Origin of the sequence: Microlunatus antarcticus (assembly GCF_014193425.1) — a bacterium.
GTDB classification, from domain to species: domain Bacteria; phylum Actinomycetota; class Actinomycetes; order Propionibacteriales; family Propionibacteriaceae; genus Microlunatus; species Microlunatus antarcticus.
Genome location: NZ_JACHZG010000001.1, coordinates 2,977,185 through 2,989,193, shown reverse-complemented (window position 1 = coordinate 2,989,193; position 12,009 = coordinate 2,977,185). Strand labels below are relative to the sequence as shown.

The window sequence follows — 12,009 nt, the reverse complement described above, 5'->3', positions numbered from 1 at the left end:
GGCGAGGCCGATCCTCGGCTTGAATGGCGGGCATGACGTGGGACGAGCAGCCGGGCACCGAACGCTGGCGACGCGTCCGCCGGCGGGTCAACCGGGTGTGGGCCGACGACGACCCGCCCACGCTCATCCACGGCGTCCCGCCGCTCGACCTGTGGGACATGCGGCGCCCGCTCCCCGCCCCGGTCGACCTCGAGCAGCAGGCGTCCTTCGACTTCGCCCACCGGGTCGGCGCGGTGATGCTCGCGCGCGGAGCCTCGATGGAGGACGTCGAGGCCTCGATCCGGGCGGCAGCGCTGGCCATGGGCCTGCCGAGCCCCGAGGTCGACGTCACCTTCACCTCGATCGTCGTCTCGGTCCGGCCTGACCCCGCCCGGCCCCCGCTCACGTCGGTGAGCGTCGTCCGCCAGCGCAGCGACGACCACTCGCGCCTGGCCGACACCCACCAGCTGCTCATCGCCCTGGCCGCCGGCAAGCTCGACCGCACCGGCGCCTTCGACCGGCTGGCGCGGATCGAGGGGCGGCCGCACCCGTACGGCCCCAACCTCGTCACCCTCGCCCGCGGCGTGCTGGCCGGGGCGATCGTCGCGCAGCTGGGCGGCACCTGGGCCGGTGCGATCGTCGTGGCGACCGTCGCCATGCTCATCGACCTGGTGGGCCGGTGGCTGGCCCGGCGCCGGGTCCCGACCTTCTACCTCAACGTCGTCGCCGGGCTGATCGCCACCCTGGCGGCCGCCGGCACGACGGTGATCGGCGCGCAGCAGACGCCGTCGCTCGTCGTCGCCGGCAGCATCGTGGTCCTGCTCCCCGGCGGCACCCTGGTCAACGGGGTCCGCGACGCGCTGAGCGGCTACGTCGTCACCGGGACCGCGCGGGTCTTCGAGGTGCTCCTCGTGGTGTCCGGCCTCGTCGGCGGCGTGGCGCTGGGGCTGTCGCTCAGCCGGGCGCTCGGCGTGGACATGTCCGTCGACCCCGGGATGTTCGGCCTCGACGCGCTCCCGGTCCGGGTCCTGTCGGCCGCCGTCGCCGCCGTCGCGGCCGCCGTCACCTACTACGCCCCGTACCGGCTGCTGCCCGCCGCCGCCCTGTCGGGTGCCCTCGGCATGCTCGTCCTGTCCGTGGTGCAGCCGGTCGGTCTCACCGGGGTGCCCGGCTACGCGCTGGCCGCGTTCGTCGTCGGCCTCAGCGGCTACGTCCTGGCCAACGCCCAGCGCGCGCTGCCGATGATGGTCGTCGTGCCGGGCATCCTGTCGCTGCTGCCCGGGCTCACCCTCTACACCGGCCTGCTCGAGCTCAGCACCGGCCAGGCCGCCGAGGGGCTCGTGACCATGGTCGACGCGGGCGCCCGCGGTCTCGCCATCGCGGCCGCCGTGCTCGTGGCCGAGCTCATCGGACAACCCGTGCGCCGCCGGATCCAGCACCGGGCCTTCCCGGTGGCGGGTCGGTCGCCGGGTGAGCCGCCCCGGCTGCCGGCGTAGCGGCGTTCGCAGGAGAGGATCGTCCGCGTGACCTCCGCGACCCCCGACCTCGACCGGTTCGACCTCGACGCGGCCTGGCGGGTCGGGTCGGGGCTGGTGCAGACCGGCCGCGCGGCGCAGCACCCCGTGGTGATCGTGATCTGGCTGGGGGAGCAGCGGGCGTTCCACGCCGCCCTGCCCGGCAGCAGCGCGGACAACGACCGCTGGGCCGAGCGCAAGGCCCGCGTCGTGCGACGGTTCGGCCGGTCCTCGCACGAGGTGGGCGTCGAGCTCGTCGGGGACGACCTGACGGCGTTCCTCACGGCCTTCGGGCTGTCGGCCGTCGAGTACGCCCCCACCGGCGGCGCGGTCCCGATCACCGTGCGGGGCGCGCTGGTCGGCGTCCTGGCCGTCTCCGGCCTCGCCTCGCTCGAGGACCACGAGCTGGCGCTCGCCGCCCTCCGCGCCGAGCGCGACCGACCCGAGCCGGCTGACGTCCGGGGCGCCTAGGTCCGGCTGCCCCCGTACGCGACCGGCACGAGGTCGGCCCGGGCCGCCCCGGTCCGGACCAGGTCGAGGATCACCTCGGCCACGCGCTCCGGCGGGTCGAAGTCCAGCCCGGCCAGGCTGGTCTCCGCGCTCTCCCGCCCGGCCCGCATCGATCCGATGAACTCGGTGCTCGTGATGAACGGGATGACGGTCGAGACCGTGACCCCCGTCCCGTCGAGCTCGGACCGGGCGATCGCCGACAGCCGCTCGAGGGCGATCTTGGACGCGACGTACGCGCCCGTCCCCGGCAGGTCGGCGAACGTCGTCCCCGAGCTCACGTTGACGATGCTGCCGGAGCCCTGCGCGCGCATCAGGGGGAGCACGGCCTGCATCACCGACAGCGGCGCGACCACGTTGAGCTCGAGCAGCGCCCGGAAGTCGTCGAGGTCGGTCTCCTCCATCCTCGCCTCGAGACCCTGCCCCGCGTTGTTGACCACGACGTCGACCCGGCCGAAGGCGTCGACGGCCGTGCGGACGAGCGCGTCGACCTGAGCGCGGTCGGTGACGTCGCACCGCACCGCGACGGCCCGCCCGAGCTCGTCGGCCAGGGCCGAGACCCGGTCCTCGCGGCGAGCGGCGAGGACGACGCGCGCGCCCCGCGCGGACGCGGCCCGGGCCGTCGCCTCACCGATGCCCGACGAGGCACCGGTCACCACCACCACGGCGTCGTCGATGTCCATCTGATCCCCCTCGTTCCCCGGGTCCTCGCGACCCGACGCGCTTTACGCTACTCCTCAGTAGCGTAACCGGCTCGGGGCTCGGTAGCCTTCGACCCGTGGAGGACGAGGAGGGTGCTCGGGCGATCCGTCGTCCCGGCGCGGGGGGACGCGCGGGTCGGCCGTTCGACCACTCGCGTGACGCCGAGATCCTGGCGATCACGCTCGACGCGCTGGCCGAGCGCGACTACGAGCACGTCGCCCTCGACGCGATCGCGGTTCGCGCCGGACGGGCCAAGACCACGCTCTACCGGCGCTGGCCGACCAAGGCCGACCTCGTGCTGGCGGCCGTCCACGCGGCCGGCGGTCCGCCCGAGGCCGAAGACCTCCCCGACCGGGGCTCGCTGCGCGACGACCTGCTCGCGGTGATCGACTCGCCCTGGCTCGGCGGACCGGAGCGGCGGCTCGCCGTCTTCGCCGGCCTGGCCTCGGCGGCCCGCACCTCGCCCGCGCTGGGCGACGCGGTCCGGATGAGGATGACCGAGCCGTACGTCGCGCTCTACCGCGCGCTGCTGCAGCGTGCGGTCGACCGCGGCGAGGTCGCCTCGGAGCTGGGCGGGAAGGTTCCGCTGCTCGCCGAGGTGATCCCGGCGATGTCGAGCCACCGCCTGGGCGCCAGCCGTGAGGCGGTGGGGCGGGCGTTCTTCGTCGGGGTCGTCGACGACGTCGTGCTGCCCGCGCTCGGGCTCAGCAGGGTTCGCGGCGAGTAACCGCCGGCGGCGCCTACTTCACCGCCCCGAAGAGCAGGCCGCGGACGAGCGACTTCTGCGCCGCCCAGCCGGCGATGATCACCGGCAGGCTGACCAGGGTCGCGACCGCGGCGACGTGTGCGGTGTAGAGCTCGCCGAAGCTGAGGAACTTCTGCAGGAACAGCGGCAGCGTCGACTTCGAGGTGGTCAGGTTGACCGCGTAGAAGTACTCGTTCCAGGAGAACACGGCGCACAGCAGGGCGGTCGAGGCCAGGCCCGGCTTGATCAGCGGCAGGATGATCGAGCGCATCTTCGTCCAGCCGGCGGCGCCGTCGACCGACGCAGCCTCAAGGACCTCGCCGGGGATCTCCTGCATGAACGAGCGGATCATCCAGATGCCCAGGGGCAGGTTCATGCCGATGTGCATCAGCACCAGGATCGTGATGGTGTTCAGCAGCCCGAGCGCGCTGGCCACGATGTAGATCGGGATGATCCCGGCCGCGATCGGCATCATCTTGGTCGAGATGAAGAAGAACAGGACGTCCTGCGCCTTGGCCACCGGCCGGACCGAGAGCGCGTACGCCGCGGGCACGGCCAGGGCGAGCACGACCAGGGTCGAGACGACGACCACGACGAGGGAGTTGACCGCGTACGGGCCGATGCCGGCCTGGAGCGCCTCGGCGTAGTTCGTCAGGGTCGGGGTGAAGAGGAACTGCGGCGTCGGGTTGGCCGCGTCGATCTCGGTCTGGAAGCTCTTGACCACCATGTAGAAGATCGGGAAGAACAGCACGAGGCTGCCCACCCAGCCGCCGACGGCGATGCCGCTGCGCTTCAAGACGTTCGGCTTCATCGTCGTCCCTCCGACTGGAAGATCCCTGACAGCAGCCGCAGCACCGGGGAGACCAAGGCGATCGTCAGCACCAGGGCGACGACGCCCAGGGCCGAGGCGAAGCCGAAGTCGAAGGCGTTGAACGCTTTCAGGTAGATGTAGTACGTGATGTTGGTGGTGGCGTAGGCCGGTCCACCCGCGCTCAGCAGGGCGATCTCGCCGAACGTCTGGATGAGGTTCATGGCCAGCAGCAGCGCCGCCAGCTCGATGAACGGGCGCAGGTGCGGAAGGGTGATGAACCGGAACCGGCTGAACGGGCCGGCGCCGTCGACCTGCGCGGCCTCGAGCTGGTCCTGCGGGGCGCCCTGCAGGCCGGCGAGCATGATCAGCAGGCCGAACGGGGTGAACCGCCACGTCAGGAGCACGACCAGCGCGAGCAGCGGGTAGTCGCTCAACCAGGACACCGCGGGCAGCCCGACGGAGCGGCTGAGGAAGCCGAAGAGCCCGAACGTCGGGTCGAACATGGCACTGCGCCAGAAGAGCGTGACCGCGACCGGCATGGCGAAGAACGGGGTGATGGCCAGCGTGCGGGCGATGCCGCGGCCGGGGAAGCTGTGGTTGAGCGCCATCGCGATCAGCAACCCGATCGCGATGCACAGCACCGTCGAGACGCCGGTGATCAGGACGGTGTTGAGGATCGACTTCCAGAAGATCGGGTCGGTCGCGGTGTCGACGTAGTTGTGGCCCCAGTTGAAGCCCTGGTCCCCGCCGGACAGCAGGTTCCAGCGCCGGATGCTGAAGAACAGCGTCATCAGGAACGGGATCTGGGTCAGGGCCAGGGTGAACACCAGCGCGGGCAGCAGCGGTCCCCGCAGCCTCCAGCGCTCCGCCGAGGTGGGAGCCGGTGGCGGCGTGGGGGGCGCGATGACCTGTCCCGGTGGGGTGTCGGCGACGAGCGTCATGGAGCTGGGTCCTCTCGGTGGGGACCGGGGCTGCGGAGCCGCCCGGGGGGCAGGTGGCTCCGCAGCGTCCGGGAGGGGTCCTACTTGAGGAGGCCGGCGGTCTTGACCGCCTTGGTCGTGTAGTCCTGGCTCTTCTGCAGCGCCTCCGACACCGACTGCGTGCCCGCGATGGCGCCCGCGATCTGCTGCGAGGTGTAGTCGCCGATGTCGACGAACTCGGGGATCTGCACGTACTGCACGCCCGTGTAGGGGACCGGCTTGACCGTGGGCGCCTTCGGCGTCGCGGCGTTGATCGACTTCAGTGTGAGGTCGGCGTAGCTGGCCGCGGCCTGCTTGTACTCGGGGATCTCGTAGGTCGACTTGCGCGAGCCGGGCGGGATGGAGTCCCAGCCGGCCTTCTCTCCCGCGAGCTTGATGTAGTCCTTGCTGGTCACCCAGGAGATGAACTTCCAGGACGCGTCGGCGTTCTTGGAGGACTTGGTGATCCCGAGGCCCCACGACCACAACCAGCCCGAGGCCTTGCCGGACGGGCCGGTGGGCGCCATGGCGAAGCCCAGGTTGTCCTTCACCTCGGGGGTGGCCTGGTCGATGACCGACCCGGCGAAGACCGTGTCGTCGTACCACATGGCCGTCTTGCCCTGGCTCATCTGCTGCAGGCAGCCCTCCCAGCCGTCCTTGGCCGCGTCGGGCTGGCCGTACTTGCGCAGCGAGTCGACGTAGAACTGGACGGCCTGCTCGGTCTCCGGGCTGGTCAGCTGCGGGTTCCAGCTCTCGTCGAACCAGCGCCCGCCGTAGGTGTTGATCACGGTGGTGATCGCGGCCAGGTTCTGGCCCCAGCCGGGCAGGCCACGCAGGCAGAGGCCCGAGACGCCGTCGGCCTTGTCGTCCATCTTGGCCGCAGCGGCCTGGACCTCGTCCCAGGTCGGGGTCTGCGAGATCGTGACGCCGGCCTTCTTGGCCAGGTCCTTGCGGTAGAAGAGGAACGAGGACGAGCCGTAGAACGGGGCGCCGTAGAGCTTGCCGTCCTGGCCCGAGACGACGTCCTTGATCGGGGTGGTCAGGTCCGCGGCGTCCCAGGCGGTGTCCTTGGCGACGTAGTCGTCGAGGGGGACGAGCCAGCCCTTCTGCGCCCAGATGGGGACCTCGTAGGCACCGACCATGGCGACGTCGAACTGGCCGGCGTTGGTGGCGACGTCCTTGGTCACGGCGGGCCGCAGGTCGTTCTCCGGGAGGGTCGTGAACTTGACCTTGATGCCGGGGTTCTTGGCCTCGAAGTCACTGATCAACGACTCCGCGGTCTTCATCTGCGGGTTGGCGGCCAGCGCGACGTTGATCGTCACGGTGCCGCCCGGCGCCGTGCCCGCACCGCTGCCGTCGGTGGTGCAGGCGGCGAGCGGCACCACCGCCAGCGACGCGGCGGCCAGGCCTGCGGTCAGCCGCGTGGCGCGGCGGCGTGGAAGGGAAAAGCGCATCGGTGGGACCCCTGTTCCTCTGCCCTGAGGGCGACTGTACGTACAAGCCATACTGGACGGACAGGTAGCAGTATCTGGACACTCGGGGCTGGCTGTCAACCGCTTCGCTGGACAGGCGCTGACCGGGCCGGACTCCCCAGGGCAGCGGTTGTCGCCCTGGTGGGACGTCAGGTACGGTCTGTCCATACCAGGCAGTGCGCGATGCAGTGCCGTGGCCTTGGAAGGATCGGCCCATGCCTCTGGTCAGTGGTCACGACGTCATCGCTGAGTGCACGTCCCGTGGTCTCGTCGCGGGTGCGTTCAACACCACGAACCTCGAGACGACGATGGGGATCGTCGCGGCGATCGAGCGCGTCGGGGTGCCGACGTTCATCCAGTGCGCTCCCACCAACGCCGTGCTCTCGGGCTTCGAGTACATCCACGACATGGTGTCGCGGCGCCTCGCTGACTGCGAGGTCCCGGTCGCCCTCCACCTCGACCACGGCAAGTCGCTGTCCGCGGTCGAGGACGCCCTGGCCGCGAAGTTCACGTCGATCATGATCGACGCCTCCGAGGAGCCCTACGACGAGAACGTCGCCACCTCGGCGCGGGCCCGTGAGCTGTGCGGGCCGGTCGCGCTGGAGGCCGAGCTGGGCAGCATCGGCGGCAAGGAGGACGAGGTCGGCGCAGACCTGGCCGCCTCCACCGATCCTGCTCAGGTTGCCGCGTTCGTCGAGGCGGTCGGGTGCGACATGCTGGCCGTCTCCGTCGGCAACGTCCATGGCTACGCCCCGGACGCCCGCATCGACTTCGAGCTGCTCGGGAGGGTCCGCGACGTGAGTCCCGTCCCGCTGGTGATCCACGGGGGCTCCGGTCTGCCCGCCGACCAGCTCGGCCGCCTGCACGAGTTCGACGTGGTCAAGGTCAACATCGCCAGCGACCTGCGCAACGCCTACATCCGTACGTTCGGCGAGGCCTACCGGGCGAACCCGGACGAGGTCTCGCTGATCCGCGTGTCCAAGGACGCCGTCGCTGCGGTGGCCGACGTCGTGGAACGTCGGATCCGCATGTTCAACCCGTCCGCCCGATAGCGGCGGACGGGCTGACGGTGGTGCATCCCACGCTCACGGTCGACGTCGGGACGACCAGCGTCAAGCTGTGCGTGTTCGACGCCGACGCAGGCCTGATCGCGACCGCGAAGCACGCCACTCCGACCGCCCTCGACGACGCCGGCGAGATCTACGACGTGCCCGCGCTCCTGGACGTCGTCGGGTCGTTCATCAAGGACCTGCCGGCGGCCCAGCGCGCGCTGGTCGAACGGATCGCGCTCACCGGGGTGGGGGAGTCCGGCGGCCTCGTGCGCGGCGATCTCTCGCCGGCGTCGCCGATGGTCCTGTGGCACGACCAGCGCGGTGTCGACCGTCTGCGCGGGCTGTCGCTCGAGGACCGGTCCCTCGTCTACCGCGTCACCGGGCTGCCCGTCAGCGGGAACTACGCGTTGTCGAAGACGGCCTGGGCCGTGGACCGGGCCGGTGGGCACGGCGACGCGAGGTGGCTGAACATCGCCGAGCACCTGGCCGCCGTGATGACCGGGGAGCGGTGGTCCGAACCGTCACTGGCCAGCCGGACCATGGCCCTGGACCTGTCCACCCGCACCTGGTCGCCCGAGGTGTGCGCGCTGGTCGGGCTGGACGTCGGCGTCTTCCCCGAGCTCCGGTCGGCGGCGGAGGGCACGCCGGTCACGCCCGCGTACGCCGCGTCCGTGGGTCTGTCCACCGACGTTGTGGTGCACGTGGCCGGGCACGACCACATGGTCGGCGGGGTCGGGGCGGACCTGAGGCCAGGGGAGCTCCTGAACTCCACCGGCACCACCGAGGGACTGCTGCTCGTCGCCGACGCGCCGACCCTCGACGGGCACGCGGAGCGGTCCAAGCTCGCCAACGGCCTGGCCTGCGCGGGGCCTGGCTACACGCTGTTCGCCTCGATCCCGACCGGCGGCTCGGCCTTCGCGACGCTGCAGGGGATGCTCGGCCTGGACGCGGGTCGGCTGGCTGCGTGCGTGCGCGACCTGCACGCCCGCTACCTGGAGGGCCGGATCGACCTGGGGGCCGTGCCGCTCGTGCTGCCGCAGTTCCGGGGCAGCCCACCCCCGACGAAGGACCCCGCGGCACGGGGCCTCGTCGCCGGTCTGCGGACCGGCACCACGGCCGAGGATCTCGTGCTCGGCTGCTTCCTCGGCCTGGCGCTGCAGCTCGGCGACGTGCTGGAGCTGTTCCGGGTCGCGCCCCGGCAGCTCAAGGTCATCGGCCCGGCGAGCGGGAACCCGCTGTGGCTCCAGCTGAAGGCCGACCTGCTCGGGATCCCGCTCAGCGCCTCGGGCTTCGGCGAGGTCGTGTCCCGCGGAGCCCAGGCGCTGGCGTCCGGGACCACCGGCGTCTGGGCGGAGACCGGACCGTACGACGTCCTGGTCGACCCGGTCCGCCACGCGCGGCTGATCGACTGGCGCGCCGCGGTCCGGCCCCGGTGGGAGCACCTGAAGGCGACGCCCTCGTGACCCTCGTCGCCGGCATCGACTCCTCGACGCAGAGCTGCAAGGTGACGGTCCGGGACCTGGGCACGGGACTCGAGCTGCGCCACGGCAAGGCGTCGCACCCGCCGCAGACCGTCGTCGACCCCCGCGCCTGGTGGGACGCCCTGCTGCTCGCCGTCGCGAGGGCGGGCGGGCTCCACGACGTGGCCGCGATCTCGGTGAGCGGCCAGCAGCACACCCCGGTCTTCCTCGACGCCGACGGCGCGGTGGTCTGCGACTCGCCGCTGTGGAACGACACGGGCTCGCACCCGCACATGGTGGCGCTGAACGCCGAGCTCGGCCGGGAGGAGTGGATCCGCCGTACGGGGCTGCCGCTCACCCTGTCCGACACCGCCGCCAAGCTGCGCTGGTTGCGCGACACCCACCCCGAGCACGCCCGCCGCACGGCGGCGGTCGCCGTCGTGCACGACTGGCTGACCTGGCGCCTCCGGGGGTTCAACGACGGGTCCGGAGACATCCACGAGCTGACCACCGACCGCTCCGAGGCGAGCGGCACCGCCTACTGGTCGCCGCAGACCGGCGAGTACTGCACCGACCTCTTCGTGCACGCCTTCGGTCGGGCGTGCGTCCTGCCCCGGATCCTGGGTCCGCTCGACCGGGCCGGCGTGACGGGGACGGGTCTGCCGGGCATCCCGGCCGGCGTCGCGATCGGGGTGGGCGGCGGGGACAACGCCGCCGCCGCGCTCGCGCTCGACCTGCGCGACGGCGACGCGGTGATGTCGCTGGGGACCTCCGGTGTCGTCTACACCCGCTCGTCCGTCCCCGTGCACGACCTCAGCGGCTACGTCTGCAGCTACGCCGACGCGACCGGCCATCACCTGCCACTCGTCGCCACCCTCAACGCGGCCCGGAACTTCGACGCGGGGGCCGCTCTGCTCGGGTGCACGTACGCCGAGCTGTCGGACTTGGCGCTCCAGGCACCTCCGGGAGCGGCCGGCCTCACGCTGCTGCCCTTCTTCGAGGGCGAGCGGACCCCGGACCTGCCGCACGCCCGGGCGTCGCTGCACGAGGCGTCGCTGGCGAACTTCACGCGGCCCAACTTCGCGCGCGCCGTCGTCGAGGGCACGGTGGCCAGCCAGGTCGCGATGCTCGAGGCGCTGGACGCCTGCGGCCTCCGGGTGGACCGGCTCTTCCTGATCGGTGGAGCGGCTGCCAGCACGGCGGTGCAGACGATCCTCGCGCAGATGGTCGATGTCACGGTCGTCATGCCGGCGCTGGACGAGTACGTCACCAAGGGCGCGGCCCTGCAGGCGGCCTCCGCGCTGGAGGGGGCCTTCAGGACGTGGCCGGTGGCTCTGCGGGAGCTGCCGCGCGTCGCGTTGGAGAAGGACATCGCCCGGCAGCACAGGTCCGCGATGGCGGCGCTGGGCTACGACGTCTGAACGGGCAGAGGAGACTTCTGGATCGGCATCCACCACGAAGGAGGCACCTTCCGTGTCCAGCAGCAGGCGCACGGCTGTCGCCTGCGGGGTCGACATCGGGAGCACCAACGTCAAGGTCGTCGTCCTCGACCGAGACGGGGTGGTCCGCGGGCGGGCGCGACGCTCGACCCCGCGCGACCGGCACGGACTCTCGGCGGACGCCCTCGTCGTGGTGGCGCTGGTCGAGCAGCTGATCACGGAGGCCTGCGGGGACGCGTACGCGGCCCACGCCGTCTGCACGGTCGGGGTAGGGGAGGACGGTCTCCTCCTCGACGCCGACCTCGCTCCCCTGTCGCCGGTGCTGGCCTGGTTCGACCCGCGGCGGCAGGGTGTGCTCCGGCTGCTGCGCCCCGAGCTCGGCGACGACGAGGGGTTCGACGCCACGGACGACGCCGCGCGCACCCTGGTGGGCTGGGCGTGGGCGCGTCAGCAACCGGGTGCGGACGCCGCGCGCAGCTGGGTCGCCGTCGCCGACCTGCCCGCGGTGCTGTGGACCGCTCGCCGCTTCCTCAGCGACACGCTCGCCTCACGCACCGGTGCCTGGCGGGCGAGCAGCCGGTCGTGGTCCGCCGACCGTGTCGCGGCGACGCTCGGCTCGCGCGACCTCCTGCCGGGCGTGCTGCCGGCGGGTGCGGTCGTCGGGACGCTCCGGTCCCCGGGTCTGCTCGCGTCGGGCGCCGTCGTCGACGGTGCGACCGTGGTCGTGGGCGGTCACGACCATCCCGTCGGCGGGTGGGCGGCCGACCAGCTGATGCCCGGCGCCGTGCTGGACTCCATGGGGACGGCGGAGGTCGTCGTCGCCCAGACGTCCCACGCGCCGCCGGTCCACCACCCGGATGTCGACATCGCACCGGGGATCCGGTCGGCGGGGACGACGGTGCTGCGGGTGGTCGAGCTGGCGCGGAACACGGCGTGGGCGGCGCAGGACCCCGAGGTCGCCCGCTGGATGGAGGCGATCCTGGCCGGGACCGCGCAACCGGAGCCGATCCTGGGCTCGGGCTACTTCCGCGCCGGTCGACGGGGTGGCGACCAGCCGTCCTACGCGCTCGATGCCCCGCGCGCTCCCCGCGCCAAGGCTTCGGCGGTGCTGGGGGCTCTGGCCCACGCGGGACGTGCGTCGGTGGCCGCTGTGGCCGGCGGCGCCGTGAACCCGTCCTTCGTGCGGCTGGCGGGGGGTTGGACGCGCTCACCGGGCTGGCTCGACATCAAGGAAGCCGTCACCGGCCACCGGTGCGCGCCGATCGCCGAGCCCGAGGTGACCGCCGTCGGAGCAGCGATGCTTGCCGCGTCGGCGCTCGGCTGGGTGCCGGACCCGGCCACGGCGCTCGGCGAGAAGGCCGCGATCTAG

General features: G+C 72.4%; 11 protein-coding genes. 7 read left to right on the top strand and 4 right to left on the bottom strand.

Annotated features, from left to right (window positions below; all coding sequences use genetic code 11):
* The first annotated feature begins 32 nt into the window (after positions 1 to 32).
* Together FHX39_RS13915 and FHX39_RS13910 are read left to right on the top strand one after the other, a co-directional pair.
* On the top strand, positions 33 to 1,475 hold the full coding sequence (locus tag FHX39_RS13915) for a threonine/serine exporter family protein (protein ID WP_183339344.1): 1,443 nt from the start codon (positions 33 to 35) through the stop codon (positions 1,473 to 1,475).
* A gap of 27 nt (positions 1,476 to 1,502) precedes the next feature.
* Positions 1,503 to 1,964 carry a heme-degrading domain-containing protein gene (locus FHX39_RS13910; RefSeq protein WP_198423402.1) on the top strand — a complete coding sequence of 154 codons (462 nt, stop codon included), beginning with the start codon at positions 1,503 to 1,505 and terminating at the stop codon, positions 1,962 to 1,964.
* Here FHX39_RS13910 and FHX39_RS13905 read toward each other — a convergent pair.
* Positions 1,961 to 2,683 (bottom strand): SDR family oxidoreductase, encoded by a 723-nt coding sequence (locus FHX39_RS13905; RefSeq protein ID WP_183339341.1) that lies wholly within the window; start codon positions 2,681 to 2,683, stop codon positions 1,961 to 1,963. The genes FHX39_RS13910 and FHX39_RS13905 overlap by 4 nt on opposite strands.
* Before the next feature lie 95 nt (positions 2,684 to 2,778).
* On the opposite strand from FHX39_RS13905, the gene FHX39_RS13900 reads away from it, so the two are divergent.
* The gene (locus tag FHX39_RS13900) at positions 2,779 to 3,429 is read left to right on the top strand and encodes a TetR/AcrR family transcriptional regulator (protein WP_183339339.1); all 651 of its coding nucleotides are present in this window, start codon (positions 2,779 to 2,781) and stop codon (positions 3,427 to 3,429) included.
* Between the two features lie 13 nt (positions 3,430 to 3,442).
* On the opposite strand, the gene FHX39_RS13895 is transcribed toward FHX39_RS13900, so the two are convergent.
* The 3 genes from FHX39_RS13895 to FHX39_RS13885 all read right to left on the bottom strand — a co-directional run bounded on the left by FHX39_RS13895 (position 3,443) and on the right by FHX39_RS13885 (position 6,671).
* Positions 3,443 to 4,258 carry a carbohydrate ABC transporter permease gene (locus FHX39_RS13895; RefSeq protein WP_183339337.1) on the bottom strand — a complete coding sequence of 272 codons (816 nt, stop codon included), beginning with the start codon at positions 4,256 to 4,258 and terminating at the stop codon, positions 3,443 to 3,445.
* The gene (locus tag FHX39_RS13890) at positions 4,255 to 5,199 is read right to left on the bottom strand and encodes a carbohydrate ABC transporter permease (protein ID WP_183339335.1); all 945 of its coding nucleotides are present in this window, start codon (positions 5,197 to 5,199) and stop codon (positions 4,255 to 4,257) included. The genes FHX39_RS13895 and FHX39_RS13890 overlap by 4 nt, the downstream gene beginning before the upstream one ends.
* Before the next feature lie 80 nt (positions 5,200 to 5,279).
* Positions 5,280 to 6,671 (bottom strand): ABC transporter substrate-binding protein, encoded by a 1,392-nt coding sequence (locus FHX39_RS13885; protein ID WP_183339333.1) that lies wholly within the window; start codon positions 6,669 to 6,671, stop codon positions 5,280 to 5,282.
* Between the two features lie 233 nt (positions 6,672 to 6,904).
* Between FHX39_RS13885 and FHX39_RS13880 the strand changes: the two genes are divergently transcribed.
* Genes FHX39_RS13880 through FHX39_RS13865 form a run of 4 tightly spaced genes read left to right on the top strand, consistent with a single transcriptional unit; the run spans position 6,905 to position 12,009 of the window.
* The gene (locus FHX39_RS13880) at positions 6,905 to 7,741 is read left to right on the top strand and encodes a class II fructose-bisphosphate aldolase (RefSeq protein WP_183339331.1); all 837 of its coding nucleotides are present in this window, start codon (positions 6,905 to 6,907) and stop codon (positions 7,739 to 7,741) included.
* Between the two features lie 17 nt (positions 7,742 to 7,758).
* The gene (locus FHX39_RS13875; RefSeq protein ID WP_183339329.1) at positions 7,759 to 9,204 is read left to right on the top strand and encodes an FGGY-family carbohydrate kinase; all 1,446 of its coding nucleotides are present in this window, start codon (positions 7,759 to 7,761) and stop codon (positions 9,202 to 9,204) included.
* Complete coding sequence (locus tag FHX39_RS13870) at positions 9,201 to 10,622, top strand: FGGY family carbohydrate kinase (protein WP_183339327.1); 1,422 nt, start codon at positions 9,201 to 9,203, stop codon at positions 10,620 to 10,622. The genes FHX39_RS13875 and FHX39_RS13870 overlap by 4 nt, the downstream gene beginning before the upstream one ends.
* A 52-nt stretch (positions 10,623 to 10,674) precedes the next feature.
* Positions 10,675 to 12,009, top strand: a complete 1,335-nt coding sequence (locus tag FHX39_RS13865) for an FGGY family carbohydrate kinase (protein WP_183339325.1) — start codon at positions 10,675 to 10,677, stop codon at positions 12,007 to 12,009.

Bases quoted from the DNA above. Each gene is read 5' to 3' on its own strand.
- FHX39_RS13915 (WP_183339344.1), top strand. From the start codon at position 33: ATGACGTGGGACGAGCAGCCGGGCACCGAACGCTGGCGACGCGTCCGC.
- FHX39_RS13905 (WP_183339341.1), bottom strand. From the start codon at position 2,683: ATGGACATCGACGACGCCGTGGTGGTGGTGACCGGTGCCTCGTCGGGC.
- FHX39_RS13895 (WP_183339337.1), bottom strand. From the start codon at position 4,258: ATGAAGCCGAACGTCTTGAAGCGCAGCGGCATCGCCGTCGGCGGCTGG.
- FHX39_RS13890 (WP_183339335.1), bottom strand. From the start codon at position 5,199: ATGACGCTCGTCGCCGACACCCCACCGGGACAGGTCATCGCGCCCCCC.
- FHX39_RS13885 (WP_183339333.1), bottom strand. From the start codon at position 6,671: ATGCGCTTTTCCCTTCCACGCCGCCGCGCCACGCGGCTGACCGCAGGC.
- FHX39_RS13880 (WP_183339331.1), top strand. From the start codon at position 6,905: ATGCCTCTGGTCAGTGGTCACGACGTCATCGCTGAGTGCACGTCCCGT.